This is a genomic window from Streptomyces sp. JNUCC 63 (assembly GCF_054366325.1).
In genome coordinates this window covers 6,861,472-6,882,401 of the sequence record NZ_CM135963.1, presented here as the reverse complement: position 1 = coordinate 6,882,401, position 20,930 = coordinate 6,861,472, and the positions used below count along the sequence as shown (strand labels likewise).

General features: G+C 65.9%; 17 protein-coding genes, 1 tRNA gene and 2 pseudogenes. 8 read left to right on the top strand and 12 right to left on the bottom strand.

What is annotated here, in order from left to right; all coding sequences use genetic code 11:
- Positions 1–39 precede the first annotated feature (39 nt).
- The 3 genes and pseudogenes from ACX25U_RS31770 to ACX25U_RS31760 form a co-directional block, all read right to left on the bottom strand.
- Positions 40–732 (bottom strand): annotated as a pseudogene (locus tag ACX25U_RS31770) (transposase).
- A gap of 171 nt (positions 733–903) precedes the next feature.
- Positions 904–2,100: an amidohydrolase gene (locus tag ACX25U_RS31765; RefSeq protein ID WP_454385136.1), complete on the bottom strand. Its 1,197-nt coding sequence runs from the start codon at positions 2,098–2,100 to the stop codon at positions 904–906.
- 79 nt (positions 2,101–2,179) lie between these two features.
- Positions 2,180–3,328 (bottom strand): cystathionine gamma-synthase, encoded by a 1,149-nt coding sequence (locus ACX25U_RS31760; protein ID WP_454385134.1) that lies wholly within the window; start codon positions 3,326–3,328, stop codon positions 2,180–2,182.
- 71 nt (positions 3,329–3,399) lie between these two features.
- Here ACX25U_RS31760 and ACX25U_RS31755 point away from each other — a divergent pair, with 71 nt between their 5' ends.
- Together ACX25U_RS31755 and ACX25U_RS31750 are read left to right on the top strand one after the other, a co-directional pair.
- Entirely contained in the window at positions 3,400–4,176 is a 777-nt protein-coding gene (locus ACX25U_RS31755) for an SDR family NAD(P)-dependent oxidoreductase (RefSeq protein WP_454385133.1), read from the top strand.
- Positions 4,177–4,884: 708 nt separating this feature from the next.
- Positions 4,885–5,295, top strand: a pseudogene (locus ACX25U_RS31750) (helix-turn-helix domain-containing protein); the annotation flags it as partial.
- An 18-nt stretch (positions 5,296–5,313) separates the two neighbouring features.
- Here ACX25U_RS31750 and ACX25U_RS31745 read toward each other — a convergent pair.
- Positions 5,314–6,165, bottom strand: a complete 852-nt coding sequence (locus ACX25U_RS31745) for a hypothetical protein (RefSeq protein WP_454385131.1) — start codon at positions 6,163–6,165, stop codon at positions 5,314–5,316.
- Between the two features lie 536 nt (positions 6,166–6,701).
- On the opposite strand from ACX25U_RS31745, the gene ACX25U_RS31740 reads away from it, so the two are divergent.
- Together ACX25U_RS31740 and ACX25U_RS31735 are read left to right on the top strand one after the other, a co-directional pair.
- The gene (locus ACX25U_RS31740; RefSeq protein ID WP_454385130.1) at positions 6,702–6,980 is read left to right on the top strand and encodes a hypothetical protein; all 279 of its coding nucleotides are present in this window, start codon (positions 6,702–6,704) and stop codon (positions 6,978–6,980) included.
- A 191-nt stretch (positions 6,981–7,171) separates the two neighbouring features.
- Positions 7,172–8,167, top strand: a complete 996-nt coding sequence (locus ACX25U_RS31735; protein ID WP_454385128.1) for a hypothetical protein — start codon at positions 7,172–7,174, stop codon at positions 8,165–8,167.
- Here ACX25U_RS31735 and ACX25U_RS31730 read toward each other — a convergent pair.
- The 5 genes from ACX25U_RS31730 to ACX25U_RS31710 all read right to left on the bottom strand — a co-directional run bounded on the left by ACX25U_RS31730 (position 8,112) and on the right by ACX25U_RS31710 (position 13,168).
- Positions 8,112–8,627: a hypothetical protein gene (locus ACX25U_RS31730; protein WP_454385126.1), complete on the bottom strand. Its 516-nt coding sequence runs from the start codon at positions 8,625–8,627 to the stop codon at positions 8,112–8,114. The two genes, ACX25U_RS31735 and ACX25U_RS31730, sit on opposite strands and share 56 nt — an antisense overlap.
- A gap of 101 nt (positions 8,628–8,728) precedes the next feature.
- Entirely contained in the window at positions 8,729–9,268 is a 540-nt protein-coding gene (locus tag ACX25U_RS31725; RefSeq protein ID WP_454385125.1) for a hypothetical protein, read from the bottom strand.
- 65 nt (positions 9,269–9,333) lie between these two features.
- Positions 9,334–10,830: an aldehyde dehydrogenase family protein gene (locus ACX25U_RS31720; protein ID WP_454385124.1), complete on the bottom strand. Its 1,497-nt coding sequence runs from the start codon at positions 10,828–10,830 to the stop codon at positions 9,334–9,336.
- Positions 10,831–10,855: 25 nt separating this feature from the next.
- Positions 10,856–11,968 carry an alpha-hydroxy acid oxidase gene (locus ACX25U_RS31715; RefSeq protein WP_454385122.1) on the bottom strand — a complete coding sequence of 371 codons (1,113 nt, stop codon included), beginning with the start codon at positions 11,966–11,968 and terminating at the stop codon, positions 10,856–10,858.
- 69 nt (positions 11,969–12,037) lie between these two features.
- Entirely contained in the window at positions 12,038–13,168 is a 1,131-nt protein-coding gene (locus ACX25U_RS31710; RefSeq protein ID WP_454385120.1) for a radical SAM protein, read from the bottom strand.
- Between the two features lie 607 nt (positions 13,169–13,775).
- On the opposite strand from ACX25U_RS31710, the gene ACX25U_RS31705 reads away from it, so the two are divergent.
- Positions 13,776–15,497 (top strand): carbamoyltransferase family protein, encoded by a 1,722-nt coding sequence (locus tag ACX25U_RS31705; RefSeq protein WP_454385118.1) that lies wholly within the window; start codon positions 13,776–13,778, stop codon positions 15,495–15,497.
- 447 nt (positions 15,498–15,944) lie between these two features.
- Here the strand turns inward: ACX25U_RS31705 and ACX25U_RS31700 are convergent.
- The 3 genes from ACX25U_RS31700 to ACX25U_RS31690 form a co-directional block, all read right to left on the bottom strand.
- Positions 15,945–16,018: transfer RNA gene (locus ACX25U_RS31700), tRNA-Pro, on the bottom strand.
- A 256-nt stretch (positions 16,019–16,274) separates the two neighbouring features.
- Positions 16,275–16,799, bottom strand: a complete 525-nt coding sequence (locus ACX25U_RS31695) for a cytochrome P450 (RefSeq protein ID WP_454385116.1) — start codon at positions 16,797–16,799, stop codon at positions 16,275–16,277.
- Complete coding sequence (locus tag ACX25U_RS31690; protein WP_454385114.1) at positions 16,784–17,230, bottom strand: hypothetical protein; 447 nt, start codon at positions 17,228–17,230, stop codon at positions 16,784–16,786. Before ACX25U_RS31690 ends, ACX25U_RS31695 begins: the two co-directional genes overlap by 16 nt.
- A gap of 513 nt (positions 17,231–17,743) precedes the next feature.
- Between ACX25U_RS31690 and cysD the strand changes: the two genes are divergently transcribed.
- From cysD to ACX25U_RS31675, 3 genes are all read left to right on the top strand, one after another.
- Complete coding sequence (cysD, locus tag ACX25U_RS31685) at positions 17,744–18,637, top strand: sulfate adenylyltransferase subunit CysD (protein ID WP_454385112.1); 894 nt, start codon at positions 17,744–17,746, stop codon at positions 18,635–18,637.
- A gap of 23 nt (positions 18,638–18,660) precedes the next feature.
- Positions 18,661–20,403 carry a bifunctional sulfate adenylyltransferase subunit 1/adenylylsulfate kinase gene (locus tag ACX25U_RS31680; protein ID WP_454385110.1) on the top strand — a complete coding sequence of 581 codons (1,743 nt, stop codon included), beginning with the start codon at positions 18,661–18,663 and terminating at the stop codon, positions 20,401–20,403.
- A gap of 115 nt (positions 20,404–20,518) precedes the next feature.
- Positions 20,519–20,893 (top strand): hypothetical protein, encoded by a 375-nt coding sequence (locus ACX25U_RS31675; protein WP_454385108.1) that lies wholly within the window; start codon positions 20,519–20,521, stop codon positions 20,891–20,893.
- The last annotated feature ends 37 nt before the right edge of the window (positions 20,894–20,930 follow it).

The window sequence follows — 20,930 nt, the reverse complement described above, 5'->3', positions numbered from 1 at the left end:
ACCCGCCAGCACAGGATGAAAGAGGCTCAGTGAGCGTTTTCAGCGCTGCCGCTCCAGAGTGATGGACGACTGCGGCGATTGACGTCATTCGTTTCGAGCTGCACCTTGATCTGCGGTAGATGCGCCAGGACTTCAGTCGTGCCACGCCGCTCTCGAACGGTGCCCGCGCCGCGGACAGCGCACGGTTGACGGTTTGCTGGGTCGGTGTGAGTTCTCGGCCCGGCGGGCGTCTGAGGGATGTTGTCACCCACGGGCCGGCGCCCATGTAGGCCCTGTCGGTGAGGATCGGGACACCTTGGCGCTCACAGATCCGGAGATCCGGTGGGTGCGGGCCGCCGTCAGGTCGTGAGCGCGGCCGGGTAGTGCAGGCGAGATCCACAGCAGCCGCCCCGCCGGGTCGGTCACCACCTGCATGTTCACTCCGTGCCGGCGGTGCTTGTGGGAGTAGTCGGCACGGCTGTCGCCGACCCGGGCGCACTCGGCAAGGGTGCCGTCCAACAAGACGTAGCCCAGGTCGGCTTCGCGCACCGCGCGCAGCAGGCGGGGCGCGCGATCGGCGAGCAGGCCGATCACCGCGGCCGTGTAGGCGTGGGCGGTGCCGATCGAGATTCCGAAGCCGGCGGCAAGCTGCGCGAGAGTGATGTGCTGGCGCAGGTACACCAGACCGACCAGAGCACGCTGGTGTGGTGGGAGCTTGCAGCGGCGGTCACCCTCGCGGGTGACGATCAGCATGGTGACTCACTCGACCAGGGCATGAGGCAGGTCGGGTGCGGCAGGACAGAGAATCAACAAGGCTTCGGCGCCATGGAGTTGAGACGTCGAACACCTCACTCAACGGCACGGGAGGCTTGTCCGTTGCGGATACCTACGCCGTCACCCGATCAGTGGCCGCGCTGAAAGACCTCAGTAGTCGGTGCCACAGACCAAGGTGGACTCGTACTCCGACCGGGCCCGCGCGCGCACGGACGAATCCGTCCAGTAATCCACCATCGTCATCGCCATGGCTTTGGCGCCGTCGATGACAGCCTGGCCGGCGGCCTCGGACGCGGCGGCTGCTGCGAATTCCACCTCATGGATCTTGACCCCTGGAGGAGCCACTGCGATCAGTGGGTGGATCACCGGCATCCGATAGCTGATGTGACCCATGTCGGTCGATCCGACCGTTCCCCCACCGTCGGCTGGGTCACCGACGGTACGGCCCAGCGCCGCCATGTTGGCGACGTAGCTCGCGGTCAGCGCGCGATTGGTCCTGACCTCCTCCGTCGCTCCCAGGTTCGTCACGTGGATCTCGCACCCGGCGGCCGTCGCCCCGCCCTCCAGGCACGCGATGACCCGTGCTTCCAGATGTTGGGCGCGGGCCAGCGTCGCCGAGCGCAGGCTCCACCGCGCAACGACACGGTCGGGCACCACGTTGACCTTCTGGGGCATCTCGGTGAACACACCGTGGATGCGCTCGTCCGGCGCGATGTGCTGACGGAGCGCGGCGACGGCGTTGTATCCCAGGACCGCGGCGTCCAGTGCGTTCCGTCCGTGCTGCGGGGCCGCCGCGGCGTGCGCCGCCCGGCCGGTGTATGTGACCACGAGGCCGATGCTGGCCAGCGTATCCATCTCCCACAGGTCGGCGTCGGCCGGGTGCACCATCATGGCGGCGTCGACACCAGCGAAGGCACCTCGCTCGGCCAGGGTCATCTTGCCCTGAGGTGCTGCTTCCTCGCACGGCGTCCCCAACACGAGAAGTCTGCCGGTCGCCTCGTCGGCCACGGTAGCGGCCGCGAGCCCGGCCCCCAATCCTGCGGCGGCGATCACGTTGTGTCCGCACGCGTGCCCGATGTCCTGCAGCGCGTCGTACTCGCAAAGAACCGCGACAGTGGGTCCGTCGTTCCCCGCCCGTGCTGCGAATGCGGTGGCCAGGCCGTAGGCGCTGCGCTCGGGGGCGAGTCCGCCTCGCTCTAGCGCATCGGTGAGCACGTCGTGGGCGAAGACCTCCTGGTGCCCGACCTCTGGGTGGGCATGGATCGCCCGGGATATGCTCACCAACTCCTCGGCCCAGGCGTCCACCTCGGCGCACACGCGGGCCTTCAGTTTTCCCGCACGATTCACGGCGAGCCTCCCAGGTCGCGATCAGGCGGGCCCAACGAGAGACATATCGATGGACCGAGGAACATCTCCGAGCGGCTGGTCATCCGAGTGACTGGCGCAGGTCGGCCATCAGGTCCTCGATGTTCTCGACACCGACCGAGAGCCGGACCAGGTCGTCCGGGACCTCCAGCGAGGAGCCACTGACTGCGGCGTGAGTCATCTTCGCCGGATACTCGATCAATGACTCGACGCCACCGAGTGAGTAAGCCAGCTTGAACAACTGTGTCCCCTCGCACACTGCGAGCGCAGCGGCGGCCCCGCCGGCCACCCGGAACGAGACCATCCCGCCGAAGCCACGCATCTGCTTGGCCGCGACCACGTGCTGCGGGTGGTCCGGCAGGCCCGGGTAGTACACCTGCGTGACTTGGGGGTGACGCTGGAGCAGCTCGACGATCGCCGCGGCGTTGGCGCAGTGCCGCTCGAGCCGGAGCTCGAGGGTCTTGATCCCACGCAGCACCAACCAGGCGTCGAACGGGCCGGCCACTCCGCCGAGCGAGTTCTGGTGGAAGTACAGCTCGTCACCCTGCTCCGCGTCCCGGGCCACCAGGGCGCCGCCGATCACGTCGGAGTGCCCGCCGAGGTACTTGGTCGTGGAATGCATGACCACGTCTGCACCCAGGGCGAGCGGCGTCTGCAGAGCGGGCGAGCAGAACGTGTTGTCCACAGCCAAACGCGCCCCCGCGTCGTGCGCTATCTGTGCGAGGGCGGCGATGTCGGCGATCCGGAGCAGCGGATTGGTCGGAGTCTCGCACCAGATCAGCTTGGTCGTCGGTCGGACCGCGGCTCGGACCGCGTCGAGATCCTCCAGCGGCACCGGCGTGTACTCGACTCCCCAGCGCGCGTACACAGTGGAAAAGAGCCGATAGGTGCCACCGTAGACATCGCTGGGGATCAGCACGTGGTCACCAGGTGCGCAGATCGTCCGCAGCAGGACGTCGGTGGCCGCCTGCCCCGAGGCGAATGCCAGGCCGCGGGCGCCGCCCTCGAGCGACGCCAGGCAGGTCTCTAACGCGGTCCGGGTCGGGTTGGTGCTGCGACTGTAATCGCATCCAGCTCGCAGGCCGCCCACTCCGTCCTGCTCAAAGGTGGAGACCGCGTAGATCGGCGGCACCACCGCGCCGGTCAGCGGGTCGCTCTCCTGGCCGGCGTGGATGGCGCGAGTTGCGAATCCGGGCTCGGGGGACTTCATATCCATAGCGCGTACCCTAGCTACGGCACTGGCGATCGTCGCCGTCTCTGACCATGAGAAGGACTCCTTCCTTGGCTGTTTCCGCACCGTCGATGTCACGCAACTTCGACCTCACTGACCGGGTGGCTGTAGTCACCGGCGCCTCCTCTGGCCTCGGCGCCGAGGTCGCCAGGACCCTCGCCGCGGCGGGCGCTCGTGTGGCCCTCGTGGCACGCAGGCAGGACCGGCTGGCGGCGCTGGCGCAGGAGACGGGCGGGACCGCCTTTCCGTGCGATCTGCTGGACGACGCCCAGCTCAGCGGGCTCATCTCCCAGGTCTCGGGAGCCCTGGGGCCGCCGACGATTTTGGTGAATGTCGCGGGCGACATCTTCAGCCGGGACCCGGCCGAGGCCGAGCCGATCCAAGCGATCCGACGCACCTTGGACCTTAATCTCGTCGCGCCGTTCCGGTTGTGCCAGGGCGTCTTCCCGTTGATGGCTTCCGCAGGGCGCGGCTCGATCGTCAACGTCACGTCGATCAGCGGACAGGTGGGCATCCCTGGTTTCCCGCAGGCGTCCTACGCCGCCAGCAAGCAGGGCCTGGCCGGGCTGACCGCTGAGCTGGCCGTGCAATGGGCGCGGAACGGCATCCGGGTCAACTGCGTGGCCCCCGGGTTCTTCCGCAGCGAGATCAACGATGAGCTTTTCCAGGACGAACAGTTCCGCCAGTGGCTGGCGCGCAACCAACCTCTGTCCGGGCAGGCCACGTTCGATGACTTCACCGGCGCTGTTCATTGGCTTGTCAGTGACGCGGCCAGACACGTGACCGGGCAGACGGTCGTCGTCGACGGCGGCTGGACCACCCAGTAGGCGGTTGACTCCGTTTCATCGCCGAGGAAGCCAGCCCGGCACCGGCAGCAGGTCCCTGACCACGGCCCACTCGGCATCGTGCATGTCCGAGCCGTATCGGGGCCGGCGCTGCGGCAGTCGACCGCGTTCCCGAACCTGTGGGCGAGGCAGTCACGCCCACAAGTGGACGAATTGGACTCGGCGACCACGACCACGCGACACTTCGACAACAGGGCCTCTTGTTCGCGCTGGACTCGACAACCGCGAGCTACCAGGAGGCCCCCTTTTTTCATGCACCCGCCCCGGACAACTCACCCAAACCAGGCCACCATTCGACCCTGCCCGACCGCGCGAGCGGATAGAGAACAGGCAGTTATGCCTGACCCGGCGGTCCCGCAACGACGTAACGTGCGGAACGCGCAGCACCAACACAGATGAAGCATGCGCAGCCGTAGAGCAGGACCAGCGCCAGATATCCGGCCCTGGTGTCAAAGGAGCGCACCGGCGTCCCGATCAGTGCTCCGACCACGATTCCGCTCTGGGGAAATGAGAGAGTGAGGTCTTTCAGCGCGGCCACTGATCGGGTGACGGCGTAGGTATCCGCAACGGACAAGCCTCCCGTGCCGTTGAGTGAGGTGTTCGACGTCTCAACTCCATGGCGCCGAAGCCTTGTTGATTCTCTGTCCTGCCGCACCCGACCTGCCTCATGCCCTGGTCGAGTGAGTCACCATGCTGATCGTCACCCGCGAGGGTGACCGCCGCTGCAAGCTCCCACCACACCAGCGTGCTCTGGTCGGTCTGGTGTACCTGCGCCAGCACATCACTCTCGCGCAGCTTGCCGCCGGCTTCGGAATCTCGATCGGCACCGCCCACGCCTACACGGCCGCGGTGATCGGCCTGCTCGCCGATCGCGCGCCCCGCCTGCTGCGCGCGGTGCGCGAAGCCGACCTGGGCTACGTCTTGTTGGACGGCACCCTTGCCGAGTGCGCCCGGGTCGGCGACAGCCGTGCCGACTACTCCCACAAGCACCGCCGGCACGGAGTGAACATGCAGCGAACGCACCGCTGGTGGCGCGCTCCCGGGCGGACGCGCCATCTGTCCGCGCCACCGCCTCCCTCAGTTCGCCGAGCTGCCCGGAGACCCTGATTGGGCTAGCGGCTACTCGAATCCATTGTCAGTCCTAGCGGCCGCCTCATGAGACCCCGCGCAAGCACCCTGATCGAACAGCGAGGCGAGTTCTTGCCACATCTCGGCACATGCTCGGACCAATTCTGCGATGGTGCCGCGACAGTGGGCGGGAGCGGTATCCACTAATCGACGCAACTCGCGCGGGCCGAGAGAATGCAGGCCCAGCAACCGGATCAAGGCGCGTCCCGTCTCGGTGAACCGGAGCGACGGATCCTGTTTGAGGCGTTCGAGCAGCAGCGCTCGATTCTCAGGACTCGAGGCGAGCGCAGTGAACTGGCGATCTCTGGGCAGACCGCCGCTTCTGAACTGCTGCTGCTTCAGTTGCGGGGACCTCCGCCGCTGAGGTGCCACGGGGTCCTCTCCACGCGCCAGTCGATCTCGCACGTCCCTGGCCGTTCCCTGCGAAATCCTGGCCGCCGCCGCGATCTGCCGCATCGACGCCGCGGGATTCTCCCGTATCAGCGCGGTGGCTCGCCGACGCCCATCCGCGGCGTCGAGCGGGCGGGTCCGCCCGTCCCGGCCCACCCTGGCGCGCAACTGAGGAATGTCCCCGGTCGCGCGGCGGATCGCGCCCACGGTCTTAGCCGCGAGGCCGGTCGACGAGGCGATGGCGCGATCGGACCAGTGCGGATGGGACGCGATGATACGTTCGGCCGCAGCCCTGCGATCCGCACGTGAAAGTGGCAGGCCATGTTTAATATTGGCCTTCACCGCGAGGACGAAAGCGTCAGCTTCGTTTCCATCGAAGAAGCGCACTTGGATTTCACTCTCCCCACGCAGCACGGCAGCTCGCAACCGGTGCGCGCCATCGATAACGCGCATGGTTTCGCGATGCGCTATTATCGGGGGAAAGTCGTCCTCTGACTCGGCAAGCACTTGCGCGTGTGCGTCACTCTCACCATGGAGCCTCGGAGAGTCCGGTGACAGCAACGTTCGAATAGGAACTGTCGTAGCAGGGCTTAATTTGTCTTCCAGCAACGACAGGCTGGAATGTTCACCGTCAGGGATAGGCTGGAATGTCATCCGCAGTCCCCCATGTCACCCTGGATTCCTGAGCAGGCTGCACTGCCTAGTGACCGTCGACTTGTAGAATCTGAGCCCGCACCTCTAGGACGCCCCAGAAATGCGCCAGCGGTTTCCATTTTAGTCGTCTGCGTTCGGCTCTGCTCTTGGTCTGAACAAGAACGACGCCCGCAGACCGGAGCGTCCCGCCGCATGCCTCACCGCCACAGTTTGGATGGTTCGTCGTTGTACCTGCGACATGCAAGCACACGACTGGATCAACGACACCCGCTCGAATCAGCCAAGATTCAGTTCATGGATCGGACCCCGCTGCAGCTTCCACAGGGGGACACAAGTTGAGCGACATAGACATCAATCCCCCACATTCCTTGCAGGACGTACTCGGGCTGCTGACCAAGGCCCGCGACATTCTGGGAAGGAAAGGCATTGCGGATGACCAACTCACGCGCGTCGCCCTGCACCTGATCGACTGCGCCGTCGACGTCTCGACCCTGCTGACCGAAGAGCATGGTCTGGAAACCGCACGCGACGCCCTGGGATCGGCCAGGTCCGCAGTGGTGGCGGCGACATACGCGGTACGGCACACCCAGGACCGGGAAAAGATCGGCGGCTAGCGCGTCTTTGGATCAGGCCAGCATCGCAGGGCCTTCCACGCGCATCCGCCGTGTTGTGTCACTCGCCGAATCTCCCACGCTCGGCTTTGCTCGCAGCGGAAGGTACGCCCCGCTCGCCTCGGCCAAGAGGCTCTGTCCCTCACAACTCCTCCTGATCAAAACGACAGATCCCAGGTCCGGAAGGAAAAAATATGCCCAAGAACGAAGAACTGGCCGATCTGGCGGAATCGGGCTACCTGCCCACGGACATCGACACGGACGCCGGTCTCGTGTCCATGGGCAAGTTGACACATCGAGGCTTCCACGAGGTCTGGTACAGCGACACCACGGCCACGACCACTCCCGGCAGCAGCAGGACTGTCCCGCTCGCGTCATTCATCGAGCAGTTCGCCGATCGGCGGGGCGACCAGCCACTGCGGCTCATCGCGCACACATCTCGGTGCGGATCGACATTGCTGGCCAATCTCCTGACCCTGCGCCCGACCACCATGGTTCTCAAGGAGCCGGACTTCGTCACTGTCACCGCCCGCAGGATCGCACTTGCCGCTCACAGGGCGGAGTCCCAGACGTTCCACTCCCTGTTGAAATCCTTGCTGAATTACACCTGCTACGCGGCGGCGGCGGCCGACCGTGAGCCTGTCGTCAAGATCACCAGCTGGACCGTGCCCATCGTGGTGGCCGGCTTGGCCAAGACCGAGAACACCAGGTGGCTGTTCCTCTGGCGCGAACCGGAGAACGTAGTCGCGTCCAACATGGCGACGCCGTCTACCTGGGGCCGCGACACCGAGAACGGGAGCGCCGCTCGGCGTCTCGCGGGCGTCAGCGACGTCTCCACAGACTCCGTCAGGTTCTACGCGACCACGTGGTGTCGGGTCGTGGACAGTTTCCTGTCCGCTGGCGATGACCTCCCCTGGCGCGCTCTGGAGTTCCAGAACCTGGTACGCGAGAAGAAAGCCTCCTTGCTGGCGACGGAGAGCTGGTTCGACCTCGCCCCCACTGCCGAACTGCCCAACGGATTCGAGCAGGAGAGCAAGCGGTACTCCAAGGGAGGGCGGGCGGAGGTCTTCGACCCGACCAAGACACACCGCCGCAGCCCTCTGGAGCGGCCGGCTGCGGATGAGGTCAGGACGATCACCCGGCAGGCGCTCGCGGCGTTGCGTGAGGAGAAGCTCCGTCGGCTGTTCTGACGGCGGCCCGGCTCGTGTACTCGAGGATGCGCCGAATATCCCATGCGTGATGGAAGGCGTCGTGTGCGTTGTTGCGCGCGACGTCTTCAGCACGTTGGACGCCTCTGGCGGCGTGCTGCAGCACGACGTCTTTCTGAAGGGCGGCGGTAACCGTCTCCGACCAGGCGTCCGCCGCGCGTTCCAGCGACCAGAGAGCGGCCGCGGGCTCGATCCTGTCGTAACGACGCGCTTCCGCGAGGAGATCGGGGTCGTAGCCGGGCACGGCCACTTCTGCGGAGAGCCGGACCCCAGCAGCGACCCCTTCGGCCCATGCTCTCAGGTTGTCCGCCACGTGGCAGACGTAGGCCGTGGGCCCCCATGAGAGATCGGGGTGGCGTTCCTGCCCGGTGCAGCCGTCGAGCAACGCGCGGAACTGGACGGGAAGCCTCAAGAGGATTTGGATCGCCTCCTGCGGAGTCACGGACCACCCGTAACCGCAATCGCGGCAAGGATCGCCGTACAATTCCGCGCCCCACCTCTCCACGACCGCACTTCCTCTCCTACTGACAGTCATGTGGAGCCTTAGAGCCAACTGGAACGGATGAGACCCGACGTGGGGATTCCCGGTGGCCGCCCGAGCTCCCCGGCTCGTACCCTGACCAACAGCCGCTGGACGGTCTCGAGTATCTCCGGAACGGCTGCCCGGAAACCGCTCAGGTCCTCGGCGCTGGCCGTGTCCGCGGTGACATCGGCCTGGTCCAGCACACCAGCCAGATCCGAGAGCCTCTCCCCCAGCCAGGCCAACGGGTCGGTGGACAGCTCCTTCTCGAACTTCCGCTCGCTCTCGTCCCAGCCCGAGAACCTCGGGTGATGATGCGTCCGGTCGAGGCTACCGGGCCGGCCGCCCACCGACTCCAGCAGGTCCACACGCCAGATCGGCTCCTCGACGGAGATCGGGCGAGCGGAGTAGACCCCCCCTCGAAGTTCGCCTGCCTTGATCTGGCGCAGTTCCAGCCGGACGCCGTGCTCCGGCCCTTCCTGCCCCTCCGGGGGGTCGGGGTGCTGGAAGTACAAGTCACTCACCACCAGCCCCAGCCTGTCGAAGCCGAAGGCGTACAGCATCAGGAATTCCTTTCAGCAGCAGCGTCAAGAAGGCGACCAAGGCTCTGGGCTCACAAGCGGCGCCGTTAGCTACCGAGGTGCACCCAGGTGGTCTTCACATCGGAGTACTTGTCGAGGACGGCGAGTCCCTTGGTTCGTCCGAATCCGGACCTGCCGACGCCGCCCGCCGGGACGGTGAGGTCGTCGCCCTCGAAGCAGTTGACCCAGGCGATGCCCGCCTTCGCCGCGCGCGTCACCCGGAACGCTCTGTCCAGAGCGGATGTCCACACCGAGATGCCCATCCCGTACCCAGATGCGAATCCCACCCGGAGTGCTTCATCCACGTCATCGAAGGGGCGTACGGCGACGACGGGGGCAAACACCTCCTCGGTGAAGATACGGCTATGTTCCGGCGTGTCGGCGAGCAGCGTCGGTGCGAAGTAGTGCCCCCCGGCCACTACGCGCAGCGGCTCGCCGCCCCGCACCACCCGGCCGCCGCCCGCCACCGCCTCCTCGGTGGCCGAGCGGGCATCGTGCAGCTGATGCTCAGTGGTCAGCGCGCCAATCGAGGTTTCCCAGTCGAGAGGATCCCCCACCCGCAGCTTGTCCACCTCGACACTCAGCACGTCCAGGAACTGGTCGTACACCTCGCGCTCCACCATCACGCGCGAGCAACCGGTACACATCTCGCCCTGGTTGAAGTACCCGCCCCATGCCACGGCGCGAGCCGCCTCGGCCAGGTCACGGACGTCCTTGAACACCATGGCGGACGACTTGCCCCCCAGCTCGGGCCAGACGCGCTTGCCGTTGCTCTCCCCGCTGGCGCGCATCACCGCGCGCCCGGTCGCCGTCGAGCCGGTCACCGACACCGCGTCGATGTCTCCATGCCTGCCTATGGCCTGTCCGGCTCCGGCACCCAGTCCCGGGACGACGCTCAAGGCGTCCCGGGATACGCCGGCCTCCACGGCCAGCTCGCAAGCGCGCAACACGGACAACGGCGCCTGTTCGGACGGCTTGACGACCACCGAGTTACCGAGCATCAATGCGGGTGCCACGTCGTAGCCGACGAGCGCCAGCGGGAAATTCCACGGGAGCAGAATCCCGGCGACGCCCACGGGCTCCCTGCTGACCAGCGCCACATCGTTCGCGCCGACGTTGGGATGGTCGCCGTGCAACTTGTCTGCGAGCGCTGCGTACCATCGGATGGCCCGCTGGACGCCAGAAACATCGATCTCCACCGCGTCCCTGATCGGCTTGCCGGTTTCCAGACTGACCAGCAGTGCGAGCTCAGTGCGTTCGGCCTCGATCGCGTCCGCCCAGGCGCTCAAGATCGCGCCGCGTTCACGGGGCGAGAAGTTCGGCCAGCATCCGACGCGTTGCTCGGCCCGGGCGTGGGCCACCGCCTGGTCCACTTCGCCCGCATCACAGGCGGGAACCGCGCACAAGAGGCTGCCGTCGCGGGGACTCAGCAGATCGAAGGTGTCACAGCTGACATCGACCCGCACTCCATGGAGCAGCGGGCGGGGATCCGGCGTGACCTTCTCGGCCATCGCCTTCCAGTCGGTCCTGCCGCCGTCAGTCATCGGACTCTTCCCTTCACTACGCCCATCACAGCTGATCCACCGCACGCGGCTGCACCAACGAGCGGTCCAGCTCATCGAGGGACCGCCGGCCCGCGAGCAGCATCGAGCGCTCGAACTCCTCTCGCAGCAGCCGCAGCGCCGCATACACCCCGGCCGCCCCGTCGGCCGCCACAGCCATCGCCGTCATACGGCCGACCAGGACCACGTCCGCGCCCAGCGCCAGAGCCTTCAGCACGTCGACACCGCGGCGGATGCCTCCGTCGATCGCGACCGGTACCCGGCCCCGCACTGCGGCCACTACCTCCGGGAGCTGGTCCAAGGTGGCAGGAAGGCAGTCCAGTTGCCGTCCGCCATGGTTGGACACCACGATCCCGTCCGCCCCAGCGGAAATCGCCTGCTCGGCGTCCTCCGCCGTGAGGATCCCCTTAACCAGCAACGGACTCCCCACCGCCGCCTTCACGGCGGCAAGGGTCTCCCAAGTCCAGTCGGAGCCATACCCAGATACCAATCGGCTGGCCGCCGTGGTGCCGATGGGGTCGTAGTTGCCGCTCCACTGCTCCGCGGGGGTCTCGAAGCGCCGCGTCATGAGGCGCTCCCGCCAGCCCAGGGTGGGGCAGTCGATGGTGACGCAGAGCGCGGCGTAGCCGGCTCGGTGCGCCCGCTTGGCGAGGACCAGGAACTCGTCGGGCTCACCCCACGCATGCAGCTGCATGATCTTCGGTCCGTCACTCGCCTCGGCAACGGTCTCCAGGGAGAAGCGGGACGCCTCGGACACCACGGGCGCGATGCCCGCCATGGCAGTCGCCGCGGCGATCTCGCACTGGCCGCGCTCATGGAACAGACCGTCTCCGCCGATCGGTGCGGTGAGGACGGGGAAGGCTAGGTCGATCCCGAGAAAGGTCGTGCTGGTGACCAGTTCGGTCACCCCGGTCATGTACGCCGGACGAAAGCTCCACCGGTTCAGCGCGGCAAGGTTGTCCCGTAGACTCTGCTCCGCGCCAGCCCCTCCGTCTAGCACCGCCCACGCGTCCGCATCCAGACGTTCTCGCGCGCGGGCGTAGATCTCCCCCAGCGTGGCAAACTTCTTGCCCGCAGAATTCACCGGGCGTTCGACCGCGTGCCCTTCCGTGTGCGTCATTGTTACGTCCCTTCGAGCGGCTGCCACAACTGGCAGCGGGGCAGCCGCACTATGCGGTCGACCTGGTGATCACGCAACTGGCGTGCGCTTGGCAACGAGGGTGTGCTGCGCGGGAAGCAGCAATTTTTCGGAGGGGGCATAGCCATCGCCCTGCTTGGCCAGATGGGTGCCGAGGAACAGCTCACCGCTCTCCCAGAGGGAGCGGACCAGCCCGACGAGCCGGTCGCTCGGCTGGAAACCGCGATACCAGTCGAGGAACTCGGGCCATTCGGCAATCGATCCGCGCCTCTCGATCCAGCTGGCCATGTCGTATACCGTCGGGAGCTTCCACCGGTAGATGCCCTTCTCCAGCGCTCCGGTCGTCAGGAAGGGGTAGTTCTCCGAGACGTACAGTGCGCCGCCTTCGGTGACGCCGTCCCTCAGTGGGGTGAGAGCCGGCAGCGCGTACTCGAAGTCGCAGGTACCGGCAGCGTCACGGCTAAAGTCGAAGTCTCGCGGGTAGGCTCGCTCAAAGGTCTCGAACGAACCGCACTTGTCCGCGACGGCGTCCATGCCCCGGTAGAACGGCTCCCAGTACGGCTTGCGGGCCCCCAGCATGGCGCTGAAGACGTGGCTGCCGCACGCCTCCGCGAGTCGCTTGCCCATGGCGGCTAGGTCCTCTGGGGTGTCCAAGCCCGGGATCAGCGGTGCCACGTGGAACGCCACGGGAATGTCCTGGGCGGCCAACTGCTCGGCGACCCGCAGCCGTTCACTGGGGCGCGGTGCGTTCGGCTCGATACGGGTGGTTACGTCCTCGTTGAGCGTAATGATGGAGACACAGACCTCCACTAGCCCGGCGCTGGCCAGCTCGCGCAGCAGGTCCACGTCACGAAGCACCAGAGAGCCCCGTGTCAGCACGAACAGCGGGATCTGCTCTGCGATAGCCGCCTCGAGAATCGAGCGGGTCAATTTCTGCTCGGCCTCCATCGGCTGATACGGATCCGTGGTCGTGCCGATGTCGACGATGCCGAGGTCGGAACGCGCCGGGACAGAGATCTCGACGGGTCGGACGTGCCGTCCGTACTCTCCGGGACCCTTGTACAGGCAGTACTGGCACTCGAACTCACACCCCTTGTAGGTGTCCGTGTAGGACCGCCAGTGGTGGGCGCGAATGGTCTCCGCGGATGTCTGAAACTCGAAGGTGCCCGGAAGTCGGTGCATACGCTTCCTTTCAAGAATCGACGTGCATTCGATCGCCGCCGGCCCGAAATTCCGTATTCCAGGTTGACACGGGGAAAATCCAGGGCATCACGAGGGTTTGACCGTGTCAAGGGAAACGAAAAAGCCAGACCGGACATCAGGGCGGATACGAGGAAGCCGTCACCGAAGCCGTGAGCCCCTTAACATGATCGAACATCCGGTCAGTCGGCCAGCGTGTGCTTGTCTACGCACCCCCAGCTGAACCTGTCTACCTCCTCCGGCGCGCAACTGACGCAAGTCCTCGGTTGCGCGCCCGCAGGGCAAGACAGTCACCGGCACCGCCAACTGCTGCACCAGAGCAGCGGTAGGATGACCCGCTGGCAGACATCTCGACACGATCGTCTTGTAGACGATCCCGGAACGTGTTCCTTGCCCTGCTGGATCAACTTCCGTAACTTTGCCCTCAGGTACTTCACCAGGGGTTAGCGTCCACTCCCCGTAGATTTGTGACGCTTTCATCGCGGCGCGCTCCGAGCCACCATAATCGGGCAGCTGGGCGCCAACTACATTAACGTCGCCCTTATCGAATCTGTCGAGCGAAACACTCAGAAGGTTTCTGGAGGGGCAAATGACAGCCGCTTTTCTCGGGTTGAACATCCTGCATGACACATCGGCGGCGATCGTCGTGGATGGTGAGCTGGTCTGTGCCGTCGAGGAGGAGCGCTTCAACCGGGACAGGCACACCGCAGCGTTCCCGAACGCAGCGATCGAGTACTGCCTGGAACAGGCAGGAGTGCGTCGCCAGGACGTGCTGGGTGTCGGCCTCACCTTCGACTACGAGAAGTTCAAGGACAACGCCAACCCGTTCGACCAGAACCTGATCGACCACGACGACCTCCGCGCCGACGGCCTCAATGTGATCAGAGACCAGAACACGCAGACGTGGGAGGAAGCGAAGGGTCAATTGGAGCAGAACGGGCTGAGTCACGCCCGCCACTTCCGGCATCATCTGACGCACGCGGCCTGCGGCTACTACCTCAGCGGCTTCACCGAGGCCAATGTGCTCGTGATGGACGGCCGCGGCGAGGAGGAGTCCACCTCTCTCTGGAGCGCCTCCGGCACAAAGATCGACTACCTGGAATCCTACCCGGTGGCCGAATCGCTGGGGCACTTGTACACCTACATCACCAGTCTCTGCGGCCTGTACAGAAGGAGCGGGCGGCAGGAGAAGGCCGGCCACCTCGGCGCGATCGGCAACGAGGGCAAGACGATGGGGCTCTCTGGCTACGGTTCCGGCCGGATCAACTTCGATGAAGTGGTCACCTACGCGTCCGGGCGGTACCACGTGAACCGCGAGAAGCTGCGGGAGCTGGACGTCTACAAGGTGGCCCAGGGGCAGCCCGACGAGAACTCACGGGAACTGGCCTACGGCGTACAGAAGAAGCTCGAGGAGGTGTACTACTTCCTCGCGGAACGCCTCGAGTCCCTTACCGGATACCAGCAGTTGGTACTCGCGGGCGGCGTCGCGCTGAACTGCAATGCCAACGGTATGCTGGCCGCGTCTCCCATCGTGGACAAGATCTTCATCCCGCCGGCCGCCCATGACGCCGGAGCCGCGGTCGGGGCGGCGTTCCTTCAGTGGGTCGAGCACTCGGGGCAGGCACCGAAGGTCCCCGCCGACCAGATCTATCTAGGCGACGCAATCGACAAGGCCGAAGTCGCAAAGGCCGTGGCGGCCAGTGGAGTCAACCGGGTCGCGAAGGTCGAGGACCCGGCTGCGGTCGCCGCGGCGGCCCTGGCGGATGGCCTGGTCGTGGGCTGGTGCCAGGGACGCATGGAGTTCGGCCCGCGGGCGCTGGGAAATCGCTCGATCCTGGCGGATCCGCGCGACCCGGGTATGCCCGACAAGATCAACATGCGCGTGAAGTTTCGGGAACCGTGGCGCCCGTTTGCTCCGTCTGTCCTGGCTCACAGGAACGCTGAGTGGTTCGAGCCCGCGATCGAGTCGCCATACATGCTGCTCGCCCTCAACGTCCGGCCGGACCGGCGGGAATTCGTGCCGGCCATCACCCACGTCGACGGAACCGCCCGGGTCCAGACGGTCACCGAGGAGGCCAACCCCCTTTACCACCGGCTGATCGACTGCTTCGCAGGGCTCACCGGTGTCCCCATGGTCCTGAATACCTCGTTGAACGTCCGCGGCGAGCCGATCGCGCGTACCCCGGAGGACGCGATCCGGTGCTTCACCGAGTCCGGGCTCGACGTGCTCCTCATCGACGACATGGTGATGTGGAAGGACGACGTCAGCCTGAACATCACGGTGCGGCACATCGGATCGAGCGACGCCTGAGGGCGCGTCGCGGCCAGCCCTTCGGTGAAGGCGGACGCGCAATCCGCGAGACACTCAGGCAAGTGGCCTTCCCCGAGCAGCCTGGCGTCGACCAGGACGTTGTTGACCTTGTGTCCGTCGGCCTCGAGCAGGCGTCTCAGGAAGTCTGCCGGCTCGGCACACAGATCCTTGAGTTCGTCGTCCGTCAGACTGATCTTGAAGATCTCGACGTCGAGGGACTCCGATCTGGCGCGGTTGTACTCAGCCATGGGCGTCAGCTCCTCACCTGCGCGTTCGACTCCCGAGTCGATGGCGAGTTGGCCTGCGGGCCGGTGCCACTGAACCGCGACCTGACGGGTAAGGCCGCACCCGGCCCTCCTCGGCACAAGACCGGCCGGGAACGCCCAGAGCCCTGTCTCGCCGTGGCGAAACAGGGCTCTGACATACGACTGCGGAGCTGTATCCGAGTCGGGACGGCAGGATTTGAACCTGCGACCCCTTGACCCCCAGTCAAGTGCGCTACCAAGCTGCGCCACATCCCGGTGCCGTTTGACCTGGAGTTTCCCTGGTCGAAACGTGCAGGGAAACCATACCGCACTCGGACCGGTGGGCGCGTATCACTTTCCCGGTTGACCTCAAGCTTGGTTGAGGTTGCACGATCACGGAATGACGATCACAGCAGATGACAGCCCCGCGTACGGCTACGACGACCTGCTCGGCCTGATGAGTCTCATGACTGGGTGTGGCTCGCGTCACCGACTTCCGTGCACGATGCCGAGACGCCGGGCAAGACGGGCGTCAGGCTGGCCGCATGACGACCGGCAGCCTGCGGTGACCGTTGGAGATGAAGGACTCCACCGGCCGCAGCTCGTCGAGGGCGACGGCCAGCGACATGTCGGGGAACCGACCGAACAGGGCCGGCAGCGCCACCTCCGCCTTCAGTCGGGCGAGTTGGGCACGCAGACAGAAGTGCAAGCGGTGGCCGAAGGCGAGACGCTCCTTGTTGGGCCTGTGGATGTCGAAGCTCTCGGGATGCTCGGGGTGGTGGTCCGGGTCTCGTCCGGCGGCGGCGAACGACGCCAGGATGGCGTCACCGGCGCGGTTGATCACTCCGTCGACCTGGATGTCCTCGATGGTGTAGCGCAGCGGAAGATTGGCCACCGGGGCCTGCCACCACAGCGTCTCATCGATGTCGTCGTTCCAGGAACTGTCGCCCGCCCGCACGCGGTCGAGCTGGTCGGGGTGGGTGAGCAGGGCCGCGAAGGCTTGGTCGAGAAGATTGACGGCCGTCTCGTGGCCGGCCACGATCACCTGGGCCACCATGTCGACCGGTTCCTTCTCGGTGAGCCTCGAGCCGTCGCTGTCCCGGCGGCGATGAGGGCGCTGGCCAGGTCGTCGCCAGGAGTCGTCCGCATGAGCTCGATGAGATCGTCCAGAATGGTGTACAGCTGCTGCTCGTTGGCCAGCGCCTCTTCTGCCGTAGTGGTGGTGTCGAACACGCCATCGATGAAGCGGCGCAGCCCCGGACAGTGGTTGTCCGGAACGCCGCGGAGCCGACAGATCACCTCGATCGGCAGCGGGTAGGCGAATCCCTCGCGAAGATTGGCATCTCCGGGGAGCGAGGCCGCTAGCTCACCTGTGATCTCTTCGATCTCCGGATGCAGAGCGGCTACGCGACGCGCGCTGAACGCGCCCGAGACCAGCGACCGCAACCGCCGGTGACCCTCGCCGTACGCGGTGAACATGTTGTCCATCGACGCCCACATACGCAGTGACCAGACTGCGGAAATCTCGACCTTGATTCACGCCGGCCAGTGCTTGATCGCACTTTTGGACACACGCAGATCGGACAACAGCTGTCTCAGCGCGTCCTGTTTGGTCACGGCCCAGACGCACTACCCCACCGGGCAGTTCCACCTGTGTCGCGGCGCCGCGCTGAAGGAGGACCGCGACCTCAGCCTGAATGTCACTTCCGGAAGCGTCGAGGGCATAGGGGCAACGTCATTCTTTCACTGCTTCTCCTCTTCGAGACGCACACGGCGTGGATTGGCAAGAAGGCGTGGAAAACAGCGTTTCTTGCTCACTTTCTAGCCGCCCTGCCGTGGGGCAACAGCACTGCCTGACGTCCAGTCACGAGGACTGCGCAACTGAGGCGAAGTGTCTGTTGCGCACCCCTGCCGCCGAGGCCGCGGTCGCATAGTGTGTCGAGGTGTTTCTCTGCAGTTGGAGCAACACCGGGGGTGAAGCAGTCCGTGAGCACATATGAATTGACCCACCTCGGCGCGCTCGAGGCGGAGTCCGTGCACATCATCCGCGAGGTTGCCGCGACCTTCGCCAGACCGGGGCTGCTGTTCTCTGGTGGCAAGGACTCGGCGGTCATGCTGCACCTCGCGGTCAAGGCATTCTGGCCCGCACCGCCGCCGTTCCCAGTGCTGCACGTGGACACGGGGCACAATTTCGACGAGGTGATCGCCTTTCGCGACGCGACTGTCGAGCGGACAGGCGCGCGTCTCTTCATCGGCCATGTCCAGGACGACATCGACGCGGGTCGGGTCATCGAGGAGAGGGGACCTCAGGCATCCCGGAACCGTCTGCAGACGGTCACCCTTCTGCGATCGATCCACCAGCATGCGTTCGACGCGGTCTTCGGCGGAGCGCGCCGGGACGAGGAGAAGGCCCGGGCCAAGGAGCGGGTGTACAGCTTCCGCGACCAGTTCGGCCAATGGGACCCCCGAAATCAGCGGCCGGAGGTCTGGAACCTGTACAACGGGCAGCACCGCAGGGGCGAGCACATCCGGGTGTTTCCGCTGTCGAACTGGACCGAAGTCGACATCTGGTCCTACATAGTGGCGGAGAGGATCGACCTGCCGTCGCTCTACTACGCCCATCGGCGGCCGGTGATCCAGCGCGACGGGATGCTGCTCGCGCACACCCGCTTCCTCCCGCTTCTCGACGGGGAGCAGCCGTATGCGGCTACGGTGCGGTTCCGTACTGTCGGGGACGCCACCTGCACCGGATGTGTGGAGTCGCTCGCGGCGACGCCCGAGCAGGTGCTCGCCGAGGTCGTCGCCACCCGCGTCACCGAACGCGGCGCCACACGTGCCGACGACCGCATCTCCGAAACAGGCATGGAGGATCGCAAGAGAGAAGGGTACTTCTGATGGTTGCGTCCCCCAGAGGGCCGATGACCGCCCAGCAGCTTCTGCGTCTGGTCACTGCAGGCAGCGTCGATGACGGCAAGTCCACCCTGATCGGGCGGCTGCTGTTCGACTCCAAGACCATCTTCACCGACCAGCTGGCAGGCATCGAGCGGACAAGCCGGGAACGTGGCGAGCAGTACCCGAACCTCGCCCTGCTCACAGACGGCCTGCGGGCCGAACGTGAGCAGGGCATCACCATCGACGTGGCCTACCGCTACTTCGCCACGCCCCGGCGGAAGTTCATCGTCGCCGACTGCCCGGGACACACCCAGTACACCCGGAACATGGTGACCGGCGCCTCGACTGCGGACGTCGCTCTGATCCTGGTCGATGCGCGCAAGGGGGTACTGGAACAGTCGCGACGGCACGCGTTCTTGGCGTCCCTGCTGGGCATTCCACATCTGGTGTTGTGCGTGAACAAGATGGATGCGGTGAGCTGGTCGCAGGACAGGTTTGAACAGATCCGGGAGGAATTCGGCCGGTTCGCCATGAAGCTGGACGTGCACGACCTGACATTCGTACCGGTCTCCGCCTTGCGCGGCGACAACATCGTGCATCACAGCATGAACATGGCGTGGTACGAGGGCACACCCCTGCTTCACCACTTGGAGGAGGTACACGTCGCCTCCGACCGCAACCTGATCGACGCTCGATTCCCGGTGCAGTACGTCATTCGCGATCACTCCCAGGACTTCCGTGGGTACGCGGGCACAGTCGCGGGAGGCATACTCAGACCGGGCGACGAGGTCGTCGTGCTGCCGTCAGGGTTCACCTCCACAGTGACGGCGGTCCGGGTACCGGGTGGCAAGCCGCTCGCCGAGGCGTTCGCCTCGCAGGCGGTGACCCTGGAACTCGCCGACAACCTCGATGTCGGGCGAGGCGACTTGATCTGCCGGCCGGGAAACCAGCCGCACGCAGGGCAGGACATCGACGCCATGGTCTGCTGGTTCGCCGAGGGGACCACGCTCACGCCGGGCTCGACCTACACCATCCAGCACACCACTATGGCCACCTCCGCGGAGGTCTCTGCGCTCGACTACCGGCTCGACGTCAACACGCTGCACCGCGACAAGAGTGCCTCGGCGCTGTCGCTCAACGAGATCGGGAGGGTCCATCTGCGCACCCGGCATCCGCTTATGTTCGACCCCTACCGCCGTAACCGCGCCACGGGCAGCTTCATCCTCATCGACGACGCCACCAACAACACCTGCGGCGTGGGCGTGATCTCCGGTCCGAGCCTGTCCGTCCGCCGTGGAGTTCAGCATGCGGCCTCGGTGGGCGGCCAGATGGGGCCCTCACGTGGCCTGACGGTGTGGCTGAGCGGTCCGTCGACGTGGGACAGTAGAACCATCGCGCGGGAGTTGAAGTTACGGCTGGCCGCTGGCCGCCCCGTCGTCCTGCTCGACGACGACAACCTCCGGCATGGTCTCAATGCCGACCTCGGCCGGGGCGCCGCAGACCAGGCAGAGAGCGTACGCCGGGTGGGCGAAATCGCACGGCTGCTCGCCCACGCCGGCGTGGTGGCGGTTGTCTCCTTGGACAGTTCCGGCCGCACCGGCCTCGCCGAGGTACGCCGGGCACACGAGCGGGCTGGGCTGGCCCTGCTGGACGTGTTCGTGGACACGCCGCTCAAGGAGAGCGCCCAGGATACGGACATGGTCCTTCGACTGGAGGCCAACGACCCGATCGACGCAATCGCCGCCATATTGCGGAGAATCGCTACTTGACGCCACCCGTCTGCTCGACGAGCGGCCGTTCATGTGATTCGCTCGATCTCTGTATGGCGAACGGACTTTCTCGCGGGATGCATGCTGCTGAAATTTCGCACATGAGGAGTACTACTTGAGCACTGCACCCGAGACGGGTGCCGCCGATGGTTCGTCTGCGCCCAAGGTGCGGACTGGTCTGGCGCTTTCCGTCATTGCAGGAGCCTTGGCACTCGATGCCGGAAGCTTGAACATCAACAATGCGGCTCTACCGACGATCGGCGGCAGATTCGAACTGGACAACAGCACCCTGCAATGGGTGCCGACGTCGCGCAGCATCACGTTCGCTGGCTTCCTGCTGATGAGCGGCCGCATGCTTCTCGACGCTCTGTCCTGCGGCCCGGTCAGCGACACTGCGAGCGGGATATCTGCCAACGGTGAGGGGATGATGCCGGCGGTCCGGCCCTGGGAAGAATCGATCACCGCCTGCGACGCTTCCTCGTCAGCCTGACTGGCCTCCCGGGTTGACTGTCCGTGCCTGTGAAGTG